The sequence below is a fragment of the Pseudocitrobacter sp. 2023LY-00077 genome (assembly GCF_055796175.1).
On record NZ_JBSPEI010000010.1, the window covers coordinates 86,554 to 112,470 of the forward strand.

Consider the following 25,917-nt stretch of genomic DNA (forward strand, 5'->3'; position numbering starts at 1 on the left):
AGCAATTTATTAATCCCTATATTAAGCCAATAATCAATATCGATGAAGCGGGGAGGTGAATATGAAGAGGTCAACCACAGGTCAGTTTTATCAGCACTATTTTAACGCAACACGTCATGTTTCCTGGCTGGCCCGCCAGATGGCAGGGATGCGGTTCAAAATGCTTGATGATCTGATGCAGTGGGAGGTTACGCGCTCGACCTCTGAACACTAAATCGCCAAATCATGTGTGACTGAGTATTTGCCAGCAGGTATTATCTGCTGGCTTTTTTTATTTCTCGCGCGCTAAAGGATTTCTCATGCTCTGGATTATGACGATGGGACGACGTCTCAACGGTGTCTACGCGGCCTTTATGCTGGTGGCGTTTATGATGGGCGTGGCGGGGGCGCTGCAGGCGCCGACGCTGAGCCTGTTTCTCAGCCGGGAAGTCGGCGCTCAGCCGTTTTGGGTGGGGCTGTTTTACACGGTGAACGCCATCGCCGGGATTCTGGTCAGCCTGTGGCTGGCGAAACGCTCCGACAGCCAGGGCGATCGTCGCAAGCTCATTATGTTCTGCTGCCTGATGGCGGTGGGTAACGCGTTGTTGTTTGCGTTTAATCGCCACTATTTAACGCTGATCACCTGCGGCGTTTTGCTCGCGTCGATTGCCAACGCCGCGATGCCGCAGCTGTTTGCGCTGGCCCGCGAATATGCCGACAGCTCGGCGCGGGAAGTGGTGATGTTCAGCTCGGTGATGCGTGCGCAGCTCTCGCTGGCGTGGGTCATTGGCCCGCCGCTGGCGTTTATGCTGGCGCTGAATTACGGCTTTACGATGATGTTCGCCATTGCCGCCGGGATTTTTGCCATTAGCCTGGCGATGATTGCGCTGATGCTGCCCTCGGTGGCGCGCATTGAACAGGCGGCGGACGTTGAAATCACTCAGGTCAGCGGTTGGAACGATCCTAACGTGCGGATGCTGTTCATCGCCTCGACGCTGATGTGGACCTGCAACACCATGTATATCATCGACATGCCGCTGTGGATCAGCAGCGATCTTGGCCTGCCGGATAAACTGGCCGGGATCCTGATGGGTACCGCCGCCGGGCTGGAAATTCCGGCGATGATCCTCGCGGGGTATTACGTCAAACGCTTTGGTAAGCGTCGTATGATGGTGACATCGGTGGCGTTTGGCGTGCTGTTTTACGTTGGGTTGATTCTGTTCCACAGCGAAACGGCGCTGTTGATTTTGCAACTGTTTAACGCGGTGTTTATCGGCATTGTCGCCGGGATTGGCATGCTGTGGTTCCAGGATTTAATGCCGGGCCGTGCAGGGGCGGCGACGACGTTGTTTACCAACAGTATTTCCACGGGCGTGATTCTGGCCGGGGTGATTCAGGGGGCCATTGCGCAAAGCTATGGTCACGCGATGGTGTATTGGGTGATTGCCGGGATCTCGCTGGTGACGCTGTTTATGACCAGCAGGGTGAAAGACGTTTAAGGGTGTTGCGCATCAAACCGCCGGATGGCGGCTACGCCTTATCCGGCCTACAAAGGATTCACGTCCGTAGGCCGAACAAGCGAAGCATCATCCGGCAAAGCTGCACTAGCGCATAAACGCTGGCTGCTTATTCTCATACGCCGAAATAGCGTCTTCGTGTTGAAGCGTCAGACCGATGCTGTCCAGACCGTTCAACATGCAGTGGCGGCGGAAATCATCAATCTTAAAGCTGTAAGACTTCTCGCCAGCTTTCACCACCTGCGCTTCCAGATCCACCTCAAAGCTGATGCCCGGATTCGCCTGCACCAGCGCGAACAGTTCATCAACCTGCGCATCGCTGAGCGTCACCGGCAGCAGCTGGTTGTTGAAGCTGTTGCCGTAGAAGATATCGGCGAAGCTCGGGGCAATGACCACTTTAAAACCGTAATCGGTCAGCGCCCACGGTGCGTGTTCACGCGAGGAGCCGCAGCCAAAGTTTTCCCGCGCCAGCAGAATCGACGCGCCTTTGTACACCGGGAAGTTCAGCACGAATTCCGGATTCGGCTGCTCGCCTTTATCGTCCAGGAAACGCCAGTCGTTGAACAGGTGCGCACCAAAGCCGGTGCGCGTCACTTTCTGTAAAAACTGTTTTGGAATGATGGCGTCGGTATCGACGTTCGCCGCGTCCAGCGGAACCACCAGCCCGGTATGTTGGGTAAATTTCTCTGCCATGATGGTTTCCTTATTTCAGACTGCGAATATCGGCGAAATGACCGCTAACGGCGGCGGCGGCGGCCATTGCCGGGCTGACCAGATGCGTGCGGCCACCACGGCCCTGACGGCCTTCAAAATTACGGTTGCTGGTGGATGCGCAGCGTTCGCCCGGATTCAGACGATCGTTGTTCATCGCCAGACACATGGAGCAGCCCGGTAAGCGCCATTCGAAGCCCGCTTCGATAAAGATCTTATCCAGACCTTCCGCTTCCGCCTGCGCTTTTACCGGGCCGGAGCCTGGCACAACCAGCGCTTGTACGCCCGGTGCGACTTTACGCCCTTTGGCGATTTCAGCCGCCGCGCGCAAATCTTCGATGCGCGAGTTGGTACAGGAACCAATAAACACTTTATCGATCGCCACTTCCGTCAGCGGTACGCCCGATTTCAGGCCCATATAGGCCAGCGCTTTTTCCGCTGATGCGCGTTCCACCGGATCGGTAAACGAAGCAGGATCAGGGATATTGTCATTGACGGAGATCACCTGGCCTGGGTTGGTGCCCCAGGTGACCTGCGGGGCGATCTCTTCGGCCTGTAAGGTAACGGTAGCGTCAAATTTCGCGCCTTCATCCGTATGCAGGGTTTTCCAGTACGCGACCGCATCGTCGAAATCTTTCGCTTTCGGCGCGTGCAGACGGCCTTTGACGTAGTTAAAGGTGGTGTCATCCGGGGCGACCAGGCCCGCTTTCGCGCCCATTTCAATCGCCATGTTGCACAGGGTCATGCGGCCTTCCATGCTCAGGGCACGGATAGCGTCGCCGCAGAATTCCACCACGTGTCCGGTGCCGCCTGCGCTGCCGGTTTTGCCGATAATCGCCAGCACGATGTCTTTCGCGGTGATGCCCGGTGCGGCGGTGCCTTTGACTTCAATCTTCATGGTTTTGGCGCGACCCTGTTTCAGGGTTTGCGTCGCCAGCACGTGTTCCACTTCGGAGGTGCCGATACCAAATGCCAGCGCACCGAATGCGCCGTGGGTGGCGGTGTGGGAGTCGCCGCAGACGATGGTCATGCCCGGCAGGGTAATACCCTGTTCCGGCCCCATCACGTGCACGATGCCCTGATACGGGTGGTTCAGGTCGTACAGTTCGACGCCGAACGCGTTGCAGTTTTTAATCAGTTCCTGCATCTGAATACGGGCCATCTCGCCGGACGCGTTGATATCTTTGGTTTGCGTTGAAACGTTATGGTCCATGGTGGCGAAGGTTTTACCCGGCTGACGTACCGGGCGATTGTGCGCGCGCAGGCCATCAAACGCCTGCGGAGACGTGACTTCGTGCACCAGATGACGGTCGATGTACAGCAGCGGCGTTTCGCTGGGCGCTTCATAAACCACGTGGGCATCGAACAATTTTTCATACAGCGTCTTTGCCATGATTACACCCCTTCAGCGATATAGCGGGCCACGATATCGCCCATTTCATCAGTACTCACCGCCGCGCCGCCGCGTGCTAAATCGCCGGTGCGGATACCTTCTTCCAGCGCGCGGTTGATCGCGTTTTCAATGGCATCTGCCGCGTCGTTCGCGTCCAGGCTGTAGCGCAGCAGCAGCGCCAGCGACAGGATCTGAGCGATCGGGTTGGCGATGTTTTTCCCGGCGATATCCGGCGCAGAGCCGCCCGCCGGTTCATACAGGCCGAAACCTTGCTCATTCAGGCTGGCGGAAGGCAGCATGCCCATTGAGCCGGTGATCATCGCGCATTCGTCAGAGAGAATGTCGCCGAACAGGTTGGAGCACAGCACCACGTCAAACTGCGACGGATCTTTGATCATCTGCATGGTGGCGTTGTCGATATACATATGGTTCAGTTCAACGTCCGCATATTCCCGGCCAATTTCGGTAACGATTTCACGCCACAGAATGGAGGACTGCAACACGTTGGACTTATCAATGGAGGTCACTTTGTGACGACGTTTGCGCGCTGATTCAAACGCGATACGCGCAATACGCTCAATTTCGAAACGGTGATACACCTCGGTATCAAACGCTTTTTCGTACTGACCGCTGCCTTCGCGGCCTTTCGGCTGGCCGAAGTAGATACCGCCCGTCAATTCTCGCACGCACAGAATGTCGAAACCGTTGGCGGCGATATCGGCGCGCAGCGGGCAGAACTCCTCCAGCCCCTGATACAGTTTGGCCGGGCGCAGGTTGCTGAACAGTTTGAAGTGCTTACGCAGCGGCAGCAGCGCTCCGCGTTCAGGTTGATCGTTCGGCGGCAAATGTTCCCATTTCGGGCCGCCTACGGAGCCAAACAGCACGGCGTCAGCCTGCTCGCACCCTTCAACGGTGGCTTTCGGCAGCGGCGTACCGTGATTATCAATCGCGATACCGCCCACATCGTAGTGGCTGGTGGTGATACGCATATCGAAACGTTGACGAATCGCTTCCAGTACTTTCAAAGCCTGTGTCATGACTTCCGGGCCAATACCGTCACCTGGTAACACAGCAATATGGTAATTCTTCGACATTACACGGTTTCCTTTTTGTTCTCGTTATTCTGAGCTTTGCGTTGTAACTCTTTTTCCACTTCGGCGGCACGCCAGATGTTATTCAGGACGTGAACCATCGCTTTCGCTGAGGATTCAACGATGTCAGTCGCCAGGCCAACGCCGTGGAAGCGACGACCGTTATGGGTAACGACGATATCCACCTGACCCAGCGCATCTTTGCCGTGGCCTTTGGCGCTCAGGCCGTATTTCACCAGTTCGATGTCGTATTGCGTGATACGGTTAATCGCGTGGTAAATGGCATCGACCGGGCCGTTACCGTTGGCGGCTTCGGCTTTCACTTCATCGCCGCAGGCCAGCTTGACGGATGCGGTGGCGATATCGCTGGAGCCTGATTGCACGCTGAAGTAGTCCAGACGGAAATGCTCTGGCTCTTCCTGCTGTTTGTTGATGAACGCCAGCGCTTCCAGGTCGTAATCGAAGACCTGGCCTTTTTTGTCTGCCAGCTTCAGGAAGGCGTCGTACAGCTGATCCATGCTGTAATCGGACTCTTTGTAGCCCATCTCGTCCATGCGGTGTTTCACTGCCGCACGGCCAGAGCGAGAGGTCAGGTTCAGCTGTACCTGATTCAGGCCGATGGATTCCGGGGTCATGATTTCGTAGTTTTCGCGGTTTTTCAGCACGCCGTCCTGGTGAATACCGGAGGAGTGCGCGAAGGCGCCGCTGCCAATGATCGCTTTGTTGGCCGGGATCGGCATGTTGCAGATCTGGCTAACGGTCTGGCTGGTACGCCAGATTTCATTGTGGTTGATGTTGGTGTGCAGATCCATGATGTCTTTGCGCACCTTAATCGCCATGATGACTTCTTCCAGCGAGCAGTTACCGGCGCGCTCACCGATACCGTTCATCGCGCCTTCAACCTGACGCGCACCCGCATGGACTGCGGCGATAGAGTTGCCAACGGCCAGGCCTAAATCGTCATGGGTGTGAACGGAGATAATCGCTTTATCGATATTCGGCACGCGTTCATACAGACCAGTGATGATATTGCCGAATTCGAACGGCATAGTGTAACCGACGGTATCCGGGATGTTGATGGTGGTGGCGCCCGCGTTAATCGCTGCTTCAACCACGCGCGCCAACTGGTCAATCGGGGTACGGCCCGCATCTTCACAAGAGAACTCAACGTCATCGGTGTAGTTACGGGCGCGTTTCACCATATACACCGCGCGCTCAATCACTTCGTCCAGCGTGCTGCGCAGCTTGGTGGCGATGTGCATCGGTGAAGTGGCGATAAAGGTATGAATACGGAATGCTTCCGCCACTTTCAGGGACTCGGCTGCCACATCAATGTCGTGCTCGACGCAACGTGCCAGTGCGCAGACGCGGCTGTTTTTGATGTTGCGGGCAATGGTCTGTACCGATTCGAAGTCGCCCGGTGAAGAGACCGGAAAACCGACTTCCATCACATCGACGCCCATACGCTCAAGGGCGAAGGCAATCTGCAGCTTTTCTTTCACACTCAGGCTTGCCTGTAACGCCTGTTCGCCGTCACGTAAGGTGGTATCGAAGATAATGACTTGTTGGCTCATGTTTGAGGTCCTTAGTTCACTTGGGGCGCCTTGCTACGAGCGAAAAAAAACCCGCGCAACGGCGCGGGTTCTGATTCTTACTGGATGATGACTTAACGCTTAACGTCGTCCAGCAGTCTACCGCGCACAAAAGAGGCGTTTAGTAGTAGTAGACCGTTGAAACGAGTAGTGCGGATCATTGTCGTCATGCTCCAGATGAATTCGATATGCTTTTAGTGGTACTGGATATGATGATTGATGTCAACACTTGTTGGTTAAAAGCCTGTGCCAATGACCTTCCTGGATAGGGTTTAAATTAGCTAATTGTGCTGACGGATGTCACAAAATGCAGAGGATCGTTTTTTGGTCCGGCAATCATTTTTATATTTTGTCGCAAATAAAAATATTTTTTGGCAATTGCTTACGATGTTGTGGCGCCTGGGCCGCTGGCTTATCGCGCTGATTCAATGGTGTTTCTTCAACTTAAACATTTTTATTGTGAATATATCGGAAGGGGAATTGCTAAAAAAACGTTAATAAATTTCAACGGGAAATATAACAGTTTAATAAAACTTAAAGTATCGTTAATTATAAGTGCTGTTGTTTATTTACCAAATCTATGGGTACACTACATCTAATTAGTTTTCTTGATGTGAATTTCATTTATGGCCTGGATGACTCGCCGGCTTTCGCCTTTATGAATTCCTAATTTTATCAATTTCTCTTTTTTGGATCTTATATGCATGGTAAATCATATTGTCATAATATATTTCTGCGATTTTGCAAAGGGAGTTTAGCATGACAGTGGAGTCAGAAAGTGTAGTAATGAAACCGGAACAGCATAGCGGTAATCTTCATGAAAGTAGCAAACCTCAACTCAGAATGGTTGACCTCAACTTGCTGACTGTGTTTGACGCCGTGATGCAGGAACAAAACATTACTCGTGCCGCACATATGCTGGGTATGTCGCAGCCTGCGGTCAGTAACGCGGTGGCGCGTTTGAAGGTGATGTTTAATGATGAGCTATTTGTGCGCTATGGTCGTGGTATTCAACCTACCGCGCGTGCATTCCAGCTTTTCGGTTCTGTTCGCCAGGCTTTACAACTGGTGCAAAATGAACTGCCAGGGTCGGGTTTTGAACCTGTCAGCAGCGAACGCGTATTTAATCTTTGCGTATGTAGCCCACTGGATAACTATTTAACATCGATTATTTTTAACCGCGTTGCAGAAATAGCACCAAATATCCATTTAGTATTTAAGTCATCCTTAAATCAGAATACCGAACATCAGCTGCGCTACCAGGAAATTGAATTCGTTCTGGGATATGAAGAGTTCCGTCGCCCGGAATTTGCCTGCGTACCGTTATTTAATGATGAGATGGTATTGGTCGCCAGCAAAAAACATCTGCGCATCAACGGGCCGTTAACCGAATACTCAGTGTATCAGGAAGAGCATGCTGTCGTTGCGCTGGATCGCTACGCGTCATTTAGTCAGCCGTGGTATGACACGCCGGACAGACAAAGCCGCATTGCTTATCAGGGCATGGCGCTGATCAGCGTATTAAATGTGGTTTCGCAAACTAATCTTGTCGCCATTGCGCCACGCTGGCTGGCTGAAGAGTTTTCCGAGAAACTTGCGCTGCAAGTTCTGCCGCTGCCGATGAAGCTAAATAGCCGTACCTGCTATCTTTCCTGGCATGAAGCTGCCGGCAGAGACCGTGGTCATCAGTGGATGGAAGAGCTGCTGGTGAACGTTTGCCGTCATCAGTAATACAAAAGAATAGCCGGATGTGAAAGCATCCGGTTTATTTTGCACTGAAGTAAAAATAAAGAATTTTATTCTGTTGTTGCCCGTGATGATTTGTCGTCGGGTGATAAAAAATGGAGGTTTTGCTACGAAACGCGTATTCCTCCGAGTATCTGCCAAACGCTTTTCTTATCGTTGAATTATTCCACCACCTTTATTGTTGTTTGCTTTCTTTTCTTCTTTTTCCCCTTTAAGACTCCGTAGTTACGCCGATTGCCTGCCTGATGCTGAGCGGTTATGTTGTTTCATTATGGTAATTACATAAGCATGCGCGGTCAGTTGGCTGACCGTGCGGCATGATTGCGCGGAAATGAATTCTGCCATCATCAAAATATCAGCCTGGAGGCAAACCATGGAGATGTTGTCTGGCGCCGAGATGGTCGTCCGGTCGTTAATCGATCAGGGCGTGAAGCAGGTCTTTGGCTATCCCGGGGGCGCGGTCCTCGATATCTACGATGCGCTGCATACCGTTGGCGGAATCGATCATGTGCTGGTGCGCCATGAGCAGGCGGCGGTGCATATGGCGGATGGCCTTGCGCGCGCGACGGGCGAAGTCGGCGTGGTACTGGTGACATCCGGGCCGGGCGCGACCAACGCGATTACGGGGATCGCAACAGCTTATATGGACTCCATCCCGCTGGTGGTGCTTTCCGGTCAGGTGGCGACCTCGCTGATTGGCTATGACGCCTTCCAGGAGTGCGACATGGTGGGGATCTCCCGCCCGGTCGTGAAGCACAGCTTCCTGGTGAAGCAAACGGAAGATATTCCGGGTGTACTGAAAAAAGCCTTCTGGCTGGCGGCCAGCGGTCGCCCTGGTCCGGTCGTCGTGGATCTGCCGAAAGATATTCTCAACCCGGCGAATAAGCTGCCGTATCACTACCCCGATTCGGTCAGTATGCGCTCCTATAACCCGACCACCACCGGGCACAAAGGGCAAATTAAGCGCGCGCTGCAAACGCTGGTGGCAGCCAAAAAACCAGTAGTTTACGTTGGTGGCGGGGCGGTCAACGCCGAGTGCCATGAACAATTACGCACGCTGATTGAAAAACTGAATCTGCCGGTGGCGTCATCGCTGATGGGGCTCGGCGCATTCCCGGCAACGCATCAGCAGGCGCTGGGTATGCTGGGCATGCATGGCACCTATGAAGCCAACATGACGATGCACAATTCCGATGTGATCTTCGCCGTTGGTGTGCGCTTTGATGATCGCACCACCAATAATCTGGCGAAATACTGCCCGGATGCCACCGTGCTGCACATTGACATCGATCCGACGTCGATCTCGAAAACCGTTGCGGCGGATATTCCGATCGTCGGCGATGCGCGGCTGGTGCTGGAGCAGATGCTGGAACTGCTGGATCAAGAAGAGACAACGCAGCCGCTGGATGAGATCCGCGACTGGTGGCAACAAATCGAGCAGTGGCGCGCGCGTCACTGCCTGAGCTACGACAAAAACAGCGATCAAATTAAGCCACAGGCAGTCATTGAAACGATCTGGCGTTTGACGGAAGGCGAGGCTTACGTGACCTCTGACGTGGGGCAGCATCAGATGTTCGCTGCGCTCTATTATCCGTTTGCCAAACCGCGCCGTTGGATCAACTCCGGCGGTCTTGGCACGATGGGCTTTGGCCTGCCTGCTGCGCTGGGCGTGAAAATGGCGCTGCCGGACGAAACGGTCGTCTGCGTGACCGGCGATGGCAGTATCCAGATGAACATTCAGGAGCTCTCCACCGCCTTGCAGTACAACCTGCCGGTGCTGTTGCTGAACCTGAATAACGGTTATCTCGGCATGGTGAAGCAGTGGCAGGACATGATTTACTCCGGTCGCCACTCGCAATCCTATATGCAATCGTTGCCGGATTTCGTGCGCCTGGCTGAAGCCTATGGTCACGTGGGAGTACGCATCACCACACCTGACGAGCTGGAAAGCAAACTGGCGCAGGCGCTGGAGCAGGTGCGCAACAACCGCCTGGTGTTTGTCGATGTGGCGGTTGATGGCAGTGAGCATGTCTATCCGATGCATATTCGCGGTGGCGGAATGGACGAGATGTGGCTGAGTAAAACGGAGAGAACCTGATTATGCGTCGGATATTATCGGTATTACTGGAAAACGAATCGGGCGCGTTGTCACGCGTGATTGGTCTTTTCTCGCAGCGTGGCTACAACATTGAGAGCCTGACCGTTGCGCCAACCGACGACCCAACCCTCTCGCGTATGACCATTCAAACGGTCGGCGATGATAAAGCCATTGAGCAGATTGAAAAGCAGCTGCACAAGCTGGTGGATGTGCTGCGGGTGAATGAAATCGGCCAGGGCGCGTACGTTGAGCGTGAAATCATGCTGGTTAAAGTGCAGGCCAGCGGGTACGGGCGCGACGAAGTGAAACGCAACACGGAAATCTTCCGTGGGCAAATTATCGACGTCACACCCTCTATTTATACCGTTCAACTGGCAGGCACCAGCGACAAGCTGGATGCGTTCCTCGCGTCGCTGCGTGATGTTGCCCGAATCGTTGAAGTGGCGCGCTCGGGCGTAGTGGGGTTATCGCGCGGCGATAAGATCATGCGTTAGTGCAGAACTCATCCGTTTTACGTAGCCCAGCGTCGTGTTGGGCTTTTTTTTGCGAAACGGGCAATAACTGCGAACAAAAGCTATTGCCGCTGCCAGGAATCTGCGGTTAGATGTTATAAATTTTATTCCATAATTTAACAATGGTTATGGATTGTACTTTTTGAAGCAAGGGGCAATTGTGAAACTGGATGAAATCGCCCGGCTTGCCGGTGTGTCGCGAACCACCGCCAGCTATGTGATTAACGGTAAGGCCAAGCAGTATCGCGTCAGCGATAAAACAGTCGAAAAAGTGATGGCCGTGGTGCGCGAGCACAACTACCATCCTAACGCCGTCGCTGCCGGCTTACGTGCGGGACGCACGCGTTCTATCGGGTTGGTGATCCCTGACCTGGAAAACACCAGCTATACCCGGATTGCGAACTATCTTGAACGCCAGGCGCGTCAGCGTGGGTATCAGCTGTTGATCGCCTGTTCGGAAGATCAGCCCGACAACGAGATGCGCTGTATTGAGCATCTGCTGCAACGCCAGGTCGATGCCATCATCGTTTCCACTTCTCTGCCGCCGGAACATCCTTTCTATCAGCGTTGGGCGAATGATTCATTCCCCATCGTCGCACTGGACCGCGCGCTGGATCGCGAACATTTCACCAGCGTCGTCGGAGCCGATCAGGACGATGCCGAAATGCTGGCGGAAGAGCTGCGTAAGTTCCCGGCTGAAACGGTCCTCTATTTAGGTGCGTTACCGGAACTCTCCGTGAGCTTCCTGCGTGAGCAGGGCTTCCGTACTGCGTGGAAAGATGACCCTCGCGAAGTTCACTATCTCTACGCCAACAGCTATGAACGCGAAGCCGCGGCGGTGCTGTTTGAGAAATGGCTGGAAACCCATCCTATGCCGGATGCGCTGTTCACGACGTCATTTGCCCTGTTGCAGGGCGTGATGGACGTGACGCTGCGCCGCGAAGGGAAGCTGCCTTCTGAACTGGCGATTGCCACCTTCGGCGATAATGAACTGCTCGATTTCCTGCAGTGCCCGGTGCTTGCAGTGGCGCAGCGTCACCGCGATGTCGCTGAACGCGTGCTGGAAATTGTGCTGGCGAGTCTCGATGAACCGCGCAAACCGAAGCCAGGCCTGAGCCGCATTCGTCGTAATCTTTACCGTCGGGGCAGTCTGAGCCGTCGTTAAGCCTGCTGGCGATAGAGCATCTATATTGTCTTTATCGCCAGATCATTAGCTGCCTTATATTATTCAGAATAATCCTCATTTTTTTAAGGTTCTTATTTCATTTACCGCATTATCCGTTTGATACGTCGTCAATTAAGTAAATGGAAAGTAAAATTAACTCGATTATGAATTATTTTGTTACATTCATATCTGCGAATGCTGAAATAACAGCCACTTCTCCAGACCGGCCTCCGCGCCGCGCCAGACAAGCCTTTTAAATACCGATAACGGACATAACAAGGGCTGTTAACGGACATCAGAATGTCCTAAAATGCCGCTCGCGTCGCAAACTGACACTTTATATATTCTATCGATGATATTTAGTGACCTTAAAATGTTACGAATCTGTTGAGTTTTTTTCTTACACATATTCATGACGTTAATTTGCCTCGACAGTAGTACGGAATTTAATCGGGGCTATTAATGGCCGCAAAGAGTGGGTTTTTAAGCTCCGTTGGCAATGATGCTGGCTTGACAAGCTTTTCCTCTGCTCCGTAAACTCCTTTAGGTGGGAATTTGTGGGTTAAAGTGGCGAGAAGGGGTGAAGCTGGCATGTTCCGCGGGGCAACGTTAGTCAATCTCGACAGCAAGGGGCGTTTAGCCGTCCCTACCCGGTATCGGGATACGCTGATTGAGAACGCTACCGGTCAAATGGTGTGCACCATTGACATCCATCACCCATGCCTGCTGCTTTACCCCCTGCCCGAATGGGAAATCATCGAGCAAAAACTCTCGCGTTTGTCGAGCATGAATCCCGCAGAGCGCCGCGTACAGCGCTTGTTGTTAGGGCATGCCAGCGAATGCCAAATGGATAACGCGGGGCGACTCTTGATCGCACCGGTTTTACGGCAACATGCCGGATTGACAAAAGAAGTGATGCTGGTTGGGCAGTTCAACAAGTTTGAACTGTGGGATGAAACGACCTGGTATCAACGGGTCAGGGAAGATATCGACGCTGAGCAAACCGCTTCAGACGCGCTTTCGGAACGGTTGCAGGATTTGTCCTTATAAAATGATGGAAACTTTTAAACATAAAACGGTACTGCTGGACGACGCCGTCAACGGCCTGAATATTCGCCCGGATGGTAACTACATCGATGGTACTTTTGGTCGCGGTGGCCACTCGCGTCTTATCCTCTCGCAGCTTGGCGAGCAGGGGCGACTGCTGGCTATCGATCGCGACCCGCAGGCTATTGCCGTAGCAAACACCATTGATGATCCTCGCTTCTCCATCATTCATGGTCCTTTCTCCGCGTTGGCTGACTATGTTAGTGAGCGCGAACTTACAGGCAAGATCGACGGCATTCTGCTCGATCTTGGCGTCTCTTCACCGCAGCTTGACGATGCTGAACGCGGCTTCTCCTTTATGCGCGACGGGCCGCTGGATATGCGTATGGACCCGACGCGCGGCCAGTCTGCCGCCGAATGGCTGCAAACGGCGGACGAAGCGGATATCGCCTGGGTGATTAAAACCTATGGCGAAGAACGCTTCGGCAAACGTATTGCTCGCGCCATCGTTGAGCGTAATCGCATTGAGCCCATGACCCGCACCAAAGAACTGGCGGAAGTGGTGGCGGCGGCGATGCCGGTGAAAGACAAATTCAAACATCCCGCGACCCGTACCTTCCAGGCGGTGCGCATCTGGGTAAACAGTGAACTGGAGGAGATAGAGCAGGCGCTAAAAGGCTCGATCGACGTGCTGGCCCCGGGTGGGCGGCTGTCAGTTATCAGTTTCCACTCGCTGGAAGACCGTATTGTAAAACGCTTTATGCGTGAGCAAAGCCGCGGTCCGCAGGTTCCGGCAGGGTTACCGATGACTGAAGAGCAACTCAGGAAGCTGGGTGGCCGTCATTTACGAGCGCTAGGCAAGTTGATGCCGGGCGAAGAAGAAGTGGCTGAAAATCCACGTGCCCGTAGTTCAGTGCTGCGTATCGCAGAGAGGACGAACGCATGATCAGCAGAGTGACAGAAGCCCTAAGCAAAGTTAAGGGATCGATTGGAAGTAACGAGCGCCATGCCTTGCCTGGCGTTATCGGAGACGATCTTTTGCGGTTTGGGAAGCTGCCACTCTGCCTGTTCATTTGCATCATTGTTACGGCTGTTACCGTGGTGACGACGGCGCACCATACCCGTCTGTTAACCGCCCAACGCGAGCAGCTGGTGCTGGAACGTGATGCGCTGGATATCGAATGGCGCAACCTGATTTTAGAAGAGAACGCCCTCGGCGATCATAGCCGGGTTGAGCGTATCGCCACGGAAAAGTTGCAAATGCAACATGTTGATCCGTCAAAAGAAAACATAGTTGTACAGAAATAAGGATTATCGCAACGCATGAAAGCAGCGGGAAAGACGCTTAAACCAAAACGTCAGGAAGAACAGGCCAACTTTATCAGTTGGCGTTTTGCGTTGCTGTGCGGCTGTATTCTGGTGGCTCTCGGCTTCCTGCTGGGCCGCGTTGCCTGGTTGCAGATAATCAACCCGGATATGCTGGTGCGTCAGGGCGACATGCGTTCCCTGCGCGTCCAGGAGGTGTCAACTTCTCGCGGGATGATCACCGACCGCTCTGGTCGCCCATTAGCGGTGAGCGTACCGGTGAAAGCCATCTGGGCCGACCCGAAAGAAGTGCATGATGCGGGCGGTGTGAGCGTTGGCGATCGCTGGAACGCGCTCTCCACCGCGCTGAATCTGCCGCTGGATCAGCTGGCAAACCGTATCAATGCTAACCCGAAAGGGCGCTTTATCTACCTTGCTCGCCAGGTTAACCCTGACATGGCGGACTACATCAAAAAACTCAAACTGCCGGGTATTCATCTGCGTGAAGAGTCGCGCCGTTACTATCCGTCAGGCGAAGTCACTTCTCACCTTATTGGCTTCACTAACGTCGATAGCCAGGGGATCGAGGGCGTCGAGAAGAGCTTTGATAAGTGGCTGACCGGGCAACCGGGCGAACGTATCGTGCGTAAAGACCGCTACGGGCGCGTTATCGAGGATATCTCCTCAACGGACAGCCAGGCGGCGCACAACCTTGCGCTGAGTATCGATGAGCGTTTACAAGCGCTGGTGTACCGCGAACTGAACAACGCCGTGGCGTTTAACAAAGCGGAATCGGGCAGCGCAGTGCTGGTCGATGTGAACACGGGTGAAGTGCTGGCGATGGCCAACAGCCCCTCCTATAACCCGAACAACTTCTCCGGCACGGCCAAAGACACCATGCGTAACCGCGCCATCACCGACGTGTTTGAACCGGGTTCAACGGTTAAACCGATGGTGGTAATGACCGCGTTGCAGCGCGGCGTGGTGCGTGAAAATACCGTGCTGAATACCATTCCTTACCGTATTAACGGCCACGAAATTAAAGACGTGGCGCGCTACAGCGAATTGACCCTGACCGGGGTACTACAGAAGTCGAGTAACGTCGGTGTTTCCAAGCTGGCGTTAGCGATGCCGTCCTCAGCGTTAGTAGAGACTTACTCACGTTTTGGATTGGGAAAAGCGACCAATTTGGGGTTGGTCGGAGAACGCAGTGGCTTATATCCTCAAAAACAACGGTGGTCTGACATAGAGAGGGCCACCTTCTCTTTCGGCTACGGGCTAATGGTAACGCCGTTACAGTTAGCGCGAGTCTACGCAACGATAGGCAGCTACGGGGTTTACCGTCCGCTGTCGATAACCAAAGTTGACCCTCCGGTTCCTGGCGAACGTATCTTCCCGGAATCCATCGTACGTACCGTGGTTCACATGATGGAAAGCGTGGCGCTGCCTGGCGGCGGCGGCGTGAAAGCGGCGATCAAAGGCTATCGCATCGCCATCAAAACCGGTACGGCGAAAAAAGTGGGGCCAGACGGGCGTTACATCAATAAATATATTGCTTACACCGCGGGCGTTGCGCCAGCCAGCCAGCCACGTTTTGCGCTGGTGGTGGTCATCAACGACCCGCAGGCAGGTAAATACTACGGCGGCGCCGTTTCCGCGCCGGTCTTCGGTGCCATCATGGGCGGCGTTCTGCGTACCATGAACATCGAACCGGATGCGCTGGCAACGGGCGAAAAAAGTGAATTTGTGATTAATCAAGGCGAGGGAACAGGTGGCAGATCGTAATTTGCGCGACCTTCTCGCTCCGTGGGTGCCAAATGCGCCGGAGCGAGCACTGCGAGAGATGACACTCGACAGCCGTGTGGCTGCATCGGGCGATCTCTTCGTAGCGGTGGTTGGTCATCAGGCGGACGGGCGTCGTTATATCCCGCAGGCAATTGCGCAAGGTGTAGCTGCCATTATAGCCGAGGCAAAAGATGAAGCGACCGATGGCGAAATCCGTGAAATGCACGGTGTCCCGGTTATTTACCTCAGCCAGTTGACGGAGCGCTTATCGGCACTGGCCGGGCGCTTCTACCATGAACCGTCTGACCGTTTGCGCCTCGTGGGCGTGACCGGCACCAACGGTAAAACCACCACCACCCAACTGCTCGCACAGTGGGGGCAACTGCTGGGCGAAACCAGCGCGGTGATGGGCACGGTCGGTAACGGCCTGCTGGGTAAAGTGATCCCAACAGAAAATACCACCGGTTCAGCGGTTGATGTTCAGCACGTGCTGTCCGGCCTGGCAGACCAGGGCGCGACGCTGGCGGCAATGGAAGTCTCTTCCCACGGGCTGGTACAGCACCGCGTGGCGGCACTGAAATTTGTGGCTTCTGTGTTTACTAACCTGAGCCGCGATCACCTTGATTATCATGGTGATATGGAACATTACGAAGCAGCGAAATGGCTGCTGTACTCCACGCACCACTGCGGCCAGGCGATTGTTAACGCCGACGATGAAGTGGGCCGCCGCTGGCTGGCAAGATTGCCGGACGCGGTTGCAGTGTCGATGGAAGATCACATCAATCCGAACTGCCACGGGCGCTGGTTAAAAGCGACCGAGGTGAACTATCACGACAGCGGCGCAACCATCCGTTTCAGCTCCACCTGGGGCGACGGCGAAATCGAAAGCCGCCTGATGGGCGCATTCAACGTCAGCAACCTGTTACTGGCGCTGGCCACGCTGCTGGCGCTCGGTTATCCGCTGGCGGATCTGCTGAAAACCGCTTCCCGCCTGCAACCGGTTTGTGGCCGTATGGAAGTGTTTAGCGCACCGGGTAAACCGACGGTGGTTGTCGATTACGCTCACACGCCGGATGCGCTGGAAAAAGCGCTCGAAGCGGCGCGTCTGCACTGCGCAGGCAAACTGTGGTGCGTCTTTGGCTGCGGCGGTGACCGTGATAAAGGTAAACGCCCGCTGATGGGCGCGATTGCTGAGCAGTTTGCCGATATCGCGGTCGTTACGGATGACAACCCGCGTACCGAAGAGCCGCGCGCTATCATCAACGACATTCTGGCGGGCATGCTTGACGCCGGTCACGCGAAAGTGATGGAAGGGCGTGCGCAAGCGGTCACTAACGCCATCATGCAGGCGAAGCCTGATGACCTGGTGCTGCTGGCCGGTAAAGGTCATGAAGATTATCAAATTGTCGGCACTCAACGTCTCGACTATTCCGACCGTGTAACCGCAGCGCGTCTGCTGGGAGTGATCGCATGATTAGCGTAACGCTTAGCGAACTGGCTGGCATTCTGCACGGTGAACTGAATGGTGCTGACCTGCGTATCGAAGATGTCACCACCGATACGCGCAAATTAACGCCGGGCTGCCTGTTTGTGGCCCTGAAAGGCGAACGTTTTGACGCCCACGATTTCGTTGAAAAAGCGAAAGAGGGTGGGGCGGGTGCGCTGTTAGTCAGCCGCAAACTGGATATCGAACTGCCGCAACTGGTGGTGAAGGATACCCGTCTGGCGTTCGGTGAACTGGCGGCATGGGTTCGCCAGCAAGTGCCAACGCGCGTCGTCGCGCTGACGGGCTCTTCCGGTAAAACCTCGGTGAAAGAGATGACCGCCGCCATTCTGGGTCAGTGCGGCAACACGCTTTATACCGCAGGCAATCTCAATAATGACATCGGTGTGCCGATGACATTACTGCGCCTGACGAAAGAACACGAATTCGCGGTGATTGAACTGGGTGCCAACCATCAGGGCGAAATCGCCTGGACGGTAAGCCTGACTCGCCCGGAAGCTGCGCTGGTGAACAATCTCGCGGCGGCGCATCTGGAAGGGTTCGGATCGCTGGCGGGCGTGGCAAAAGCCAAAGGTGAGATTTTCACCGGCCTGCCGGTTAACGGTATCGCTATCCTGAATGCCGACAACAACGACTGGCTGAACTGGCAAGCGATTATTGGCTCGCGCAAAGTGTGGCGCTTCTCGCCGAATGCGGCGAACAGCGATTTCACCGCGACCAATATTCACGTTACCAGCCATGGCACCGAATTTACGCTGCAAACGCCAACCGGCGACGTAGACGTACTGCTGCCGCTGCCGGGTCGCCACAACATTGCTAACGCGCTGGCCGCGACGGCACTGGCGATGGCGGTGGGTGCGGACTTAAACGCGGTGAAAGCCGGGTTGGCGAAGCTGACTTCCGTTCCGGGGCGTTTGTTCCCGATTCACCTGAGCGACACCCAACTACTGCTCGACGACTCCTATAACGCCAACGTCGGTTCGATGACCGCTGCGGTGCAGGTGCTCGAAGAGATGCCGGGTTATCGCGTGCTGGTGGTAGGCGATATGGCCGAACTGGGTGCGGAAAGTGAAGCCTGCCACATTCAGGTTGGCGACGCTGCGAAAACGGCGGGCATCGATAAAGTCTTAAGCGTTGGTAAATTAAGTCAGGCAATCAGTTCTGCCAGCGGCGTCGGCGAGCATTTCACCGACAAAGCAGCAGCCATTGCGCGTCTTAAAACGCTCATTAATGAACAGCAAACCCTCACCATTCTGGTGAAAGGATCACGTAGTGCCGCCATGGAAGAGGTAGTACGCGCATTACAGGAGAACGGGACATGTTAGTTTGGCTGGCCGAACATTTGGTCAAATATTATTCCGGCTTTAACGTCTTTTCCTATCTGACGTTTCGCGCCATCGTCAGCCTGCTGACCGCGCTGTTCATCTCATTGTGGATGGGCCCGCGCATGATCGCCCATTTACAGAAACTCTCCTTCGGACAGGTTGTGCGTAACGACGGTCCGGAATCGCACTTCAGCAAACGCGGTACGCCGACAATGGGCGGGATCATGATCCTCACCGCGATTGTGGTTTCCGTGTTGCTGTGGGCTTATCCGTCCAACCCGTACGTCTGGTGCGTGCTGGTGGTGCTGGTCGGCTACGGCATTATTGGTTTTGTCGATGACTATCGCAAAGTTGTCCGTAAGGACACCAAGGGCCTGATCGCGCGCTGGAAATATTTCTGGATGTCGGTGATTGCGCTGGGCGTGGCGTTCGCGCTGTATCTGGCGGGTAAAGATACGCCAGCCACGCAGCTAGTGGTGCCGTTCTTTAAAGACGTGATGCCGCAGCTGGGGCTGTTCTACATTCTGCTGGCCTATTTCGTGGTAGTGGGCACCGGTAACGCGGTGAACCTGACCGATGGTCTGGACGGCCTGGCTATCATGCCAACCGTCTTCGTTGCCGGTGGTTTTGCTCTGGTAGCGTGGGCGACCGGTAACATGAACTTCGCTAACTATCTGCATATTCCGTATCTGCGGCATGCGGGGGAGCTGGTTATCGTCTGCACCGCGATTGTCGGGGCAGGGCTGGGCTTCCTGTGGTTTAACACCTATCCGGCACAAGTCTTTATGGGCGATGTCGGTTCGCTGGCGCTGGGCGGCGCATTGGGCATTATCGCCGTGCTGCTGCGTCAGGAGTTCCTGTTGGTGATTATGGGCGGCGTGTTTGTGGTTGAAACGCTGTCGGTGATTTTGCAGGTCGGTTCCTTCAAGCTGCGCGGTCAGCGCATCTTCCGTATGGCACCGATTCACCACCACTATGAACTGAAAGGCTGGCCGGAACCGCGCGTCATTGTGCGCTTCTGGATTATTTCGCTGATGCTGGTGCTGATTGGCCTGGCTACGCTGAAGGTACGTTAATCATGGCAGATTACCAGGGTAAAAATGTTGTCATTATCGGTCTTGGTTTGACCGGGCTCTCCTGCGTCGATTTCTTCATGGCGCGTGGCGTAACGCCGCGCGTGATGGATACGCGAGCCACTCCCCCTGGGCTGGATAAACTGCCGGAAGAGGTTGAGCGTTACGTTGGTAGTCTGAATGATGACTGGTTGCTGGCTGCGGATTTGATTGTCGCCAGCCCCGGCATCGCGCTGGCGCACCCGTCTCTGAGCGCGGCGGCTGATGCAGGTATCGAAATCGTCGGTGATATCGAACTCTTCTGCCGTGAAGCGCAAGCGCCGATCGTGGCCATCACCGGTTCCAACGGCAAAAGTACCGTTACCACGCTGGTCGGTGAAATGGCCAAAGCGGCGGGCGTGAATGTTGGCGTTGGCGGCAATATTGGCCTGCCCGCGCTGATGCTGCTCGACCCGACGCGCGAACTCTATGTTCTGGAACTCTCCAGCTTCCAGCTGGAAACCACGTCCAGCTTGCAGGCTGCGGCGGCAACCATTCTGAACGTCACCGAAGATCATATGGACCGCTACCCGTTTGGCCTGCAGCAGTATCGTGCCGCCAAACTGCGCGTCTATGAAAATGCCAAAACCTGTGTGGTGAACGCTGATGATGCGTTGACCATGCCGATTCGCGGCGCCGATGAGCGCTGCGTCAGCTTTGGCGTCGATGTCGGTGATTACCACCTTAATCGCCAGCAGGGGGAAACCTGGCTGCGCGTGAAAGGTGAAAAGGTCCTCAACGTTAAAGAGATGACCCTTACCGGACAGCACAACTACAGTAATGCGCTGGCGGCGCTGGCGCTGGCGGATGCCGTCGGCCTGCCGCGAGCCAGCAGCCTGAAGGCGCTGACCACCTTCGCCGGGCTGGCGCATCGCTTCCAGGTGGTGCTGAATCACAATGGCGTTCGCTGGATCAACGACTCAAAAGCGACCAACGTCGGCAGTACGGAAGCGGCGCTCAACGGCTTACACGTTGATGGCACGCTCTGGCTGCTGCTGGGCGGCGACGGGAAATCCGCCGATTTCAGCCCGCTGGCGCGCTATCTGACCGGCGATAATATTCGTCTTTACTGCTTTGGCCGCGACGGCAGCGAGCTTGCCGCTATACGTCCGGAAATCGCCACCGAAACGGAGACGATGGAACAGGCTATGCGCGCCATTGCGCCGCAGCTGAAAGCCGGAGACATGGTGCTGCTGTCACCGGCCTGCGCCAGTCTCGATCAGTTTAAAAGCTTTGAGCAACGCGGCGACGTGTTTGCACGACTGGCGAAGGAGTTAGGTTGATGCGTTTATCCCTCCCGCGCCTGAAAATGCCTCGCCTGCCAGGGTTTGCCATCCTGGCGTGGGTATTTGCCGCGCTGAAAGGCTGGGTGATGGGCTCCCGGGCACAGGATAACGACAGCCTGGTGATGTACGATCGCACCCTGCTGTGGCTGACCTTCGGCCTGGCGGCGATCGGTTTCGTGATGGTGACCTCGGCATCCATGCCGGTTGGTCAGCGTCTGGCGAACGATCCTTTCCTGTTAGCCAAACGTGATGGTCTCTATATCGTGCTGGCGTTTGCGCTGGCGATGATCACGCTGCGTCTGCCGATGGAGTTCTGGCAGCGCTACAGCACCTCGATGCTGATTGCGTCTATCGCCATGCTGTTGATTGTACTGGTCGTCGGGAGCTCGGTTAACGGGGCATCACGCTGGATTGCCTTCGGCCCGCTGCGTATTCAGCCAGCGGAGTTCACCAAGCTGTCGCTGTTCTGCTATATCGCCAACTATCTGGTGCGTAAAGCCGACGAAGTGCGTAACAACCTGCGCGGCTTCTTAAAGCCGATGGGCGTCATTTTCGTGCTGGCGATTTTACTGCTGGCACAGCCGGACCTCGGTACGGTCGTCGTGCTGTTCGTCACTACGCTGGCGATGCTGTTCCTGGCTGGTGCGAAGCTGTGGCAGTTCATCGCCATCATCGGTATGGGGATTTCAGCAGTGGTGCTGTTGATCCTCGCCGAGCCGTATCGTATTCGTCGTGTGACCTCGTTCTGGAACCCGTGGGAAGATCCGTTTGGTAGCGGTTACCAGCTTACCCAATCACTGATGGCTTTTGGTCGCGGTGAAATGTGGGGGCAAGGGCTGGGTAATTCGGTGCAAAAACTGGAGTATCTGCCGGAAGCGCATACCGACTTCATCTTCGCCATTATCGGCGAGGAACTCGGTTATATCGGTGTGGTACTGGCGCTTTTAATGGTATTCTTCGTCGCTTTCCGCGCGATGTCCATTGGGCGTAAAGCGCTGGAACTCAACCAGCGATTCGCCGGTTTTCTGGCCTGCGCGATTGGCGTGTGGTTCAGTTTCCAGGCGCTGGTTAACGTCGGCGCGGCAGCCGGTATGCTGCCGACCAAAGGTCTGACCCTGCCGCTTATCAGTTACGGTGGTTCCAGTCTGCTGATTATGTCGACAGCGATTATGTTCCTGTTACGTATAGATTATGAAACACGTCTGGAAAAAGCCCAGGCGTTTACCCGAGGTTCCAGATGAGCGGTGAAACGAAGCGGTTAATGGTGATGGCAGGCGGTACCGGCGGGCATGTGTTCCCCGGGCTGGCGGTTGCGCACCATTTAATGGACCAGGGCTGGCAAGTACGCTGGCTGGGTACCGCTGATCGTATGGAAGCGGATCTCGTGCCGAAACACGGTATCGAAATCGACTTTATTCGTATTTCTGGCTTGCGTGGCAAAGGTGTAAAAGCATTACTGCTTGCGCCGCTGCGCATCTTTAATGCCTGGCGTCAGGCGCGCGCGATCATGAAACGCTTTAAGCCAGACGTGGTGCTGGGCATGGGCGGCTATGTCTCTGGCCCTGGCGGCCTGGCGGCGTGGTCGCTGGGAATTCCTGTCGTGCTGCACGAACAGAATGGCATTGCTGGCCTGACCAACAAATGGCTGGCGAAGATTGCGAAAACCGTGATGCAGGCGTTTCCCGGCGCATTTCCTGATGCGGAAGTGGTGGGTAACCCGGTTCGCGTCGATGTACTGGCGCTGCCGCTGCCGGAACAGCGTCTGGCGGGGCGTGAAGGCCCGGTACGCGTGTTGGTCGTGGGCGGTTCGCAGGGTGCGCGCATCCTGAACCAGACCATGCCGCAGGTGGCGTCGAAGCTGGGCGAAACCATTACCATCTGGCATCAGAGCGGTAAAGGCGCGCAGCAAACCGTCGAGCAGGCGTATGAAGACGCGGGCGAGCCGCAGCATAAAGTCACCGAGTTTATCGATGATATGGCTGCCGCGTATGCCTGGGCTGATGTGGTGGTGTGCCGTTCCGGCGCGCTGACCGTCAGCGAAATCGCTGCGGCCGGTCTGCCGGCTATCTTTGTGCCGTTCCAGCATAAAGACAGACAGCAGTACTGGAATGCGCTGCCGCTGGAACAAGCCGGCGCGGCGAAAATTTATGAGCAACCGCAGTTTACCGCTGAAGCGGTTGCCACGACGCTGGAGCTCTGGGATCGCAAAACCCTGCTGGAAATGGCAGATCGCGCACGCGCGACGGCAATCCCGGATGCAACAGAGCGAGTAGCAAAAGCAGTAAGCCTGGCAGCTCAGGCTTAACCCTCGCGGCGCGCGTTGCGCTGCACGAATTTTAGAAGTCGATGGCGTTGAGAGAATGAATACACAACAACTGGCGAAACTGCGTTCCATTGTGCCCGAGATGCGTCGCGTCCGGCACATTCACTTTGTGGGTATCGGCGGTGCCGGTATGGGCGGTATCGCCGAAGTTCTGGCCAACGAAGGTTATCAGATCAGCGGTTCCGATTTGGCACCGAACCCGGTTACGCAGCAGCTGTCGCAGTTGGGCGCCACGATCTATTTCAACCATCGCCCGGAAAACGTCCGCGATGCGAGCGTGGTCGTGGTATCGACGGCGATTGCCGCCGATAACCCGGAAATTGTTGCTGCGCACGAAGCGCGTATCCCGGTGATCCGCCGCGCCGAAATGCTGGCTGAGCTGATGCGTTTTCGTCACGGCATCGCCATCGCCGGGACACACGGTAAAACGACCACCACCGCGATGGTCTCCAGTATTTACGCGGAAGCCGGGCTGGACCCGACTTTCGTCAACGGCGGTCTGGTAAAAGCCGCGGGCGTGCATGCGCGTCTGGGCCACAGCCGTTACCTGATTGCGGAAGCGGATGAGAGCGATGCGTCGTTCCTGCATCTGCAACCGATGGTGGCTATTGTCACCAACATCGAAGCCGACCACATGGATACTTACCAGGGCGACTTCGAGAATTTGAAGCAGACGTTTATCAACTTCCTGCACAACCTGCCGTTTTACGGTCGTGCAGTGATGTGTGTGGATGATCCGGTGATCCGCGAGCTGCTGCCGCGCGTAGGCCGTCAAACCACCACTTACGGTTTTAGCGATGACGCGGATGTGCGTGTCGAAGACTATCAGCAGGTGGGTCCGCAGGGGCACTTCACGCTGGTGCGTCAGGATAAAGAAAACCTGCACGTCACCCTGAATGCACCGGGGCGTCACAATGCGCTGAACGCTGCCGCCGCCGTCGCGGTCGCCACGGAAGAGGGCATTGAAGACGATGCGATTCTGCGCGCGCTGGAAAGCTTCCAGGGTACAGGCCGCCGCTTCGATTTTCTTGGCGAATATCCGCTGGACGAGGTGAATGGCAAAGCGGGTACTGCGATGCTGGTTGATGACTATGGCCATCACCCAACGGAAGTGGACGCCACCATTAAAGCCGCACGCGCGGGCTGGCCGAATAAAAATCTGGTGATGGTGTTCCAGCCGCACCGTTATACCCGTACGCGCGACCTGTACGATGATTTTGCCAACGTGCTGACGCAGGTTGACGCGTTGCTGATGCTGGATGTGTATCCGGCTGGCGAAGCACCGATTCCGGGCGCAGATAGCCGCTCGCTGTGCCGTACGATCCGCGGTCGCGGTAAAGTTGACCCGATTCTGGTCTCCGACCCGGCTCAGGTTGCTGAAATGCTGGCGCCGGTACTGACGGGTAACGACTTAGTGCTGATTCAGGGTGCTGGAAATATCGGCAAAATCGCGCGTAACTTAGCTGAAATCAAACTGAAGCCGCAAACTCAGGAGGAAGAGCGTCATGGCTGATAAAATCGCTGTCCTTCTGGGAGGCACCTCCGCAGAGCGTGAGGTTTCGCTGAACTCCGGGGCCGCCGTGCTGGCTGGCCTGCGTGAGGCGGGTGTCGATGCGCATCCGGTCGATCCGAAAGAGGTCGATGTTACCCAGCTGAAAAATATGGGTTTTCAGAAAGCGTTTATTGCACTTCACGGTCGAGGCGGGGAAGATGGCACGTTACAGGGATTACTGGAACTGCTAAAACTGCCTTACACCGGTAGCGGCGTGATGGCATCGGCCATTTCGATGGACAAACTGCGCAGCAAATTGCTGTGGCAGGGCGCGGGTTTACCGGTCGCACCCTGGGTGGCGATCACGCGTAAAGAGTTTGAATTAGGGCTGAATGACGAAGTAAAACAGCAGCTTACCGAACTTGGTTTGCCGCTCATCGTCAAGCCGAGCCGTGAAGGCTCAAGCGTTGGGATGTCAAAAGTTAACGAGAGTGGTGAATTGGCCCAGGCGTTAACGCTGGCGTTTCAACATGATGAAGAAGTTCTGGTGGAGAAATGGCTCAGTGGCCCCGAATTCACCGTTGCGGTGCTTGGCGAAGAAATTTTACCGTCAATTCGCATCCAACCTGCCGGAACCTTCTATGATTATGATGCGAAGTATCTCTCTGATGAGACGAAGTATTTCTGTCCTGGTTGCGAAGATAACGCCCAGGAAGCAGCAATGCAGTCTCTGGTGTTAAAAGCATGGACTGTTCTTGGCTGTCGTGGCTGGGGTCGAATTGACGTGATGCAAGACCGTGATGGTCAGCTTTATCTGCTGGAGGCGAATACCTCTCCGGGGATGACCAGCCACAGTCTGGTGCCGATGGCGGCGCGTCAGGCGGGAATGAGCTTCTCGCAACTGGTAGTACGAATTCTGGACCTGGCGGGGTGA

At 55.3% G+C, this 25,917-nt stretch carries 23 protein-coding genes; 18 read left to right on the plus strand and 5 right to left on the minus strand.

Translation table 11 applies throughout. The features are described 5' to 3' along the window. Nucleotides 1–61: 61 nt before the first annotated feature. Both sgrT and ACWWFX_RS14255 read left to right on the plus strand, forming a co-directional pair. Nucleotides 62–214 carry a glucose uptake inhibitor SgrT gene (sgrT, locus tag ACWWFX_RS14250; RefSeq protein ID WP_473224094.1) on the plus strand — a complete coding sequence of 51 codons (153 nt, stop codon included), beginning with the start codon at nt 62–64 and terminating at the stop codon, nt 212–214. Between the two features lie 85 nt (nt 215–299). After that, on the plus strand, nt 300–1,478 hold the full coding sequence (locus tag ACWWFX_RS14255) for a sugar efflux transporter (RefSeq protein ID WP_276221773.1): 1,179 nt from the start codon (nt 300–302) through the stop codon (nt 1,476–1,478). A gap of 105 nt (nt 1,479–1,583) precedes the next feature. Here the strand turns inward: ACWWFX_RS14255 and leuD are convergent, their stop codons facing one another. The 5 genes from leuD to leuL form a co-directional block, all read right to left on the minus strand. After that, on the minus strand, nt 1,584–2,189 hold the full coding sequence (gene leuD, locus ACWWFX_RS14260) for a 3-isopropylmalate dehydratase small subunit (protein ID WP_276221771.1): 606 nt from the start codon (nt 2,187–2,189) through the stop codon (nt 1,584–1,586). Between the two features lie 10 nt (nt 2,190–2,199). Further along, on the minus strand, nt 2,200–3,600 hold the full coding sequence (gene leuC, locus ACWWFX_RS14265; protein WP_276221769.1) for a 3-isopropylmalate dehydratase large subunit: 1,401 nt from the start codon (nt 3,598–3,600) through the stop codon (nt 2,200–2,202). A 2-nt stretch (nt 3,601–3,602) separates the two neighbouring features. Beyond that, nucleotides 3,603–4,694 carry a 3-isopropylmalate dehydrogenase gene (gene leuB, locus ACWWFX_RS14270; RefSeq protein ID WP_015965936.1) on the minus strand — a complete coding sequence of 364 codons (1,092 nt, stop codon included), beginning with the start codon at nt 4,692–4,694 and terminating at the stop codon, nt 3,603–3,605. Then, on the minus strand, nt 4,694–6,265 hold the full coding sequence (gene leuA, locus ACWWFX_RS14275) for a 2-isopropylmalate synthase (protein WP_276221766.1): 1,572 nt from the start codon (nt 6,263–6,265) through the stop codon (nt 4,694–4,696). Before leuA ends, leuB begins: the two co-directional genes overlap by 1 nt. A 92-nt stretch (nt 6,266–6,357) precedes the next feature. Further along, nucleotides 6,358–6,453, minus strand: a complete 96-nt coding sequence (leuL, locus tag ACWWFX_RS14280; protein ID WP_199538657.1) for a leu operon leader peptide — start codon at nt 6,451–6,453, stop codon at nt 6,358–6,360. Nucleotides 6,454–7,042: 589 nt separating this feature from the next. Between leuL and leuO the strand changes: the two genes are divergently transcribed. The 16 genes from leuO to ACWWFX_RS14360 all read left to right on the plus strand — a co-directional run bounded on the left by leuO (nt 7,043) and on the right by ACWWFX_RS14360 (nt 25,917). After that, the gene (gene leuO / locus ACWWFX_RS14285; RefSeq protein ID WP_473224095.1) at nt 7,043–8,014 is read left to right on the plus strand and encodes a transcriptional regulator LeuO; all 972 of its coding nucleotides are present in this window, start codon (nt 7,043–7,045) and stop codon (nt 8,012–8,014) included. Between the two features lie 388 nt (nt 8,015–8,402). Further along, nucleotides 8,403–10,127 carry an acetolactate synthase 3 large subunit gene (gene ilvI / locus ACWWFX_RS14290; protein WP_473224096.1) on the plus strand — a complete coding sequence of 575 codons (1,725 nt, stop codon included), beginning with the start codon at nt 8,403–8,405 and terminating at the stop codon, nt 10,125–10,127. 2 nt (nt 10,128–10,129) lie between these two features. Further along, complete coding sequence (gene ilvN / locus ACWWFX_RS14295; RefSeq protein WP_015965932.1) at nt 10,130–10,621, plus strand: acetolactate synthase small subunit; 492 nt, start codon at nt 10,130–10,132, stop codon at nt 10,619–10,621. A 178-nt stretch (nt 10,622–10,799) separates the two neighbouring features. Next, entirely contained in the window at nt 10,800–11,804 is a 1,005-nt protein-coding gene (gene cra / locus ACWWFX_RS14300) for a catabolite repressor/activator (protein ID WP_015965931.1), read from the plus strand. 591 nt (nt 11,805–12,395) lie between these two features. Further along, on the plus strand, nt 12,396–12,854 hold the full coding sequence (gene mraZ / locus ACWWFX_RS14305; RefSeq protein WP_041686318.1) for a division/cell wall cluster transcriptional repressor MraZ: 459 nt from the start codon (nt 12,396–12,398) through the stop codon (nt 12,852–12,854). A gap of 1 nt (nt 12,855) precedes the next feature. Beyond that, nucleotides 12,856–13,797: a 16S rRNA (cytosine(1402)-N(4))-methyltransferase RsmH gene (gene rsmH / locus ACWWFX_RS14310; protein WP_473224097.1), complete on the plus strand. Its 942-nt coding sequence runs from the start codon at nt 12,856–12,858 to the stop codon at nt 13,795–13,797. After that, nucleotides 13,794–14,159: a cell division protein FtsL gene (ftsL, locus tag ACWWFX_RS14315; protein WP_015965928.1), complete on the plus strand. Its 366-nt coding sequence runs from the start codon at nt 13,794–13,796 to the stop codon at nt 14,157–14,159. The genes rsmH and ftsL overlap by 4 nt, the downstream gene beginning before the upstream one ends. Nucleotides 14,160–14,174: 15 nt before the next feature. Next, complete coding sequence (gene ftsI / locus ACWWFX_RS14320) at nt 14,175–15,941, plus strand: peptidoglycan glycosyltransferase FtsI (protein ID WP_149463100.1); 1,767 nt, start codon at nt 14,175–14,177, stop codon at nt 15,939–15,941. Further along, nucleotides 15,928–17,415 (plus strand): UDP-N-acetylmuramoyl-L-alanyl-D-glutamate--2,6-diaminopimelate ligase, encoded by a 1,488-nt coding sequence (gene murE / locus ACWWFX_RS14325; protein WP_473224098.1) that lies wholly within the window; start codon nt 15,928–15,930, stop codon nt 17,413–17,415. The genes ftsI and murE overlap by 14 nt, the downstream gene beginning before the upstream one ends. Beyond that, nucleotides 17,412–18,770, plus strand: coding sequence for a UDP-N-acetylmuramoyl-tripeptide--D-alanyl-D-alanine ligase (murF, locus tag ACWWFX_RS14330; RefSeq protein ID WP_473224099.1), 1,359 nt, complete (start codon nt 17,412–17,414; stop codon nt 18,768–18,770). Before murE ends, murF begins: the two co-directional genes overlap by 4 nt. Continuing rightward, entirely contained in the window at nt 18,764–19,846 is a 1,083-nt protein-coding gene (mraY, locus tag ACWWFX_RS14335) for a phospho-N-acetylmuramoyl-pentapeptide-transferase (protein ID WP_015965924.1), read from the plus strand. Before murF ends, mraY begins: the two co-directional genes overlap by 7 nt. 2 nt (nt 19,847–19,848) lie before the next feature. Then, on the plus strand, nt 19,849–21,165 hold the full coding sequence (gene murD / locus ACWWFX_RS14340; RefSeq protein WP_276221748.1) for a UDP-N-acetylmuramoyl-L-alanine--D-glutamate ligase: 1,317 nt from the start codon (nt 19,849–19,851) through the stop codon (nt 21,163–21,165). After that, nucleotides 21,165–22,409, plus strand: coding sequence for a cell division protein FtsW (gene ftsW, locus ACWWFX_RS14345; protein WP_473224100.1), 1,245 nt, complete (start codon nt 21,165–21,167; stop codon nt 22,407–22,409). Before murD ends, ftsW begins: the two co-directional genes overlap by 1 nt. Then, complete coding sequence (gene murG, locus ACWWFX_RS14350; protein ID WP_276221744.1) at nt 22,406–23,473, plus strand: undecaprenyldiphospho-muramoylpentapeptide beta-N-acetylglucosaminyltransferase; 1,068 nt, start codon at nt 22,406–22,408, stop codon at nt 23,471–23,473. The genes ftsW and murG overlap by 4 nt, the downstream gene beginning before the upstream one ends. Nucleotides 23,474–23,528: 55 nt before the next feature. Beyond that, nucleotides 23,529–25,004, plus strand: a complete 1,476-nt coding sequence (gene murC, locus ACWWFX_RS14355) for a UDP-N-acetylmuramate--L-alanine ligase (RefSeq protein WP_473224101.1) — start codon at nt 23,529–23,531, stop codon at nt 25,002–25,004. Further along, complete coding sequence (locus tag ACWWFX_RS14360; protein WP_473224102.1) at nt 24,997–25,917, plus strand: D-alanine--D-alanine ligase; 921 nt, start codon at nt 24,997–24,999, stop codon at nt 25,915–25,917. The genes murC and ACWWFX_RS14360 overlap by 8 nt, the downstream gene beginning before the upstream one ends.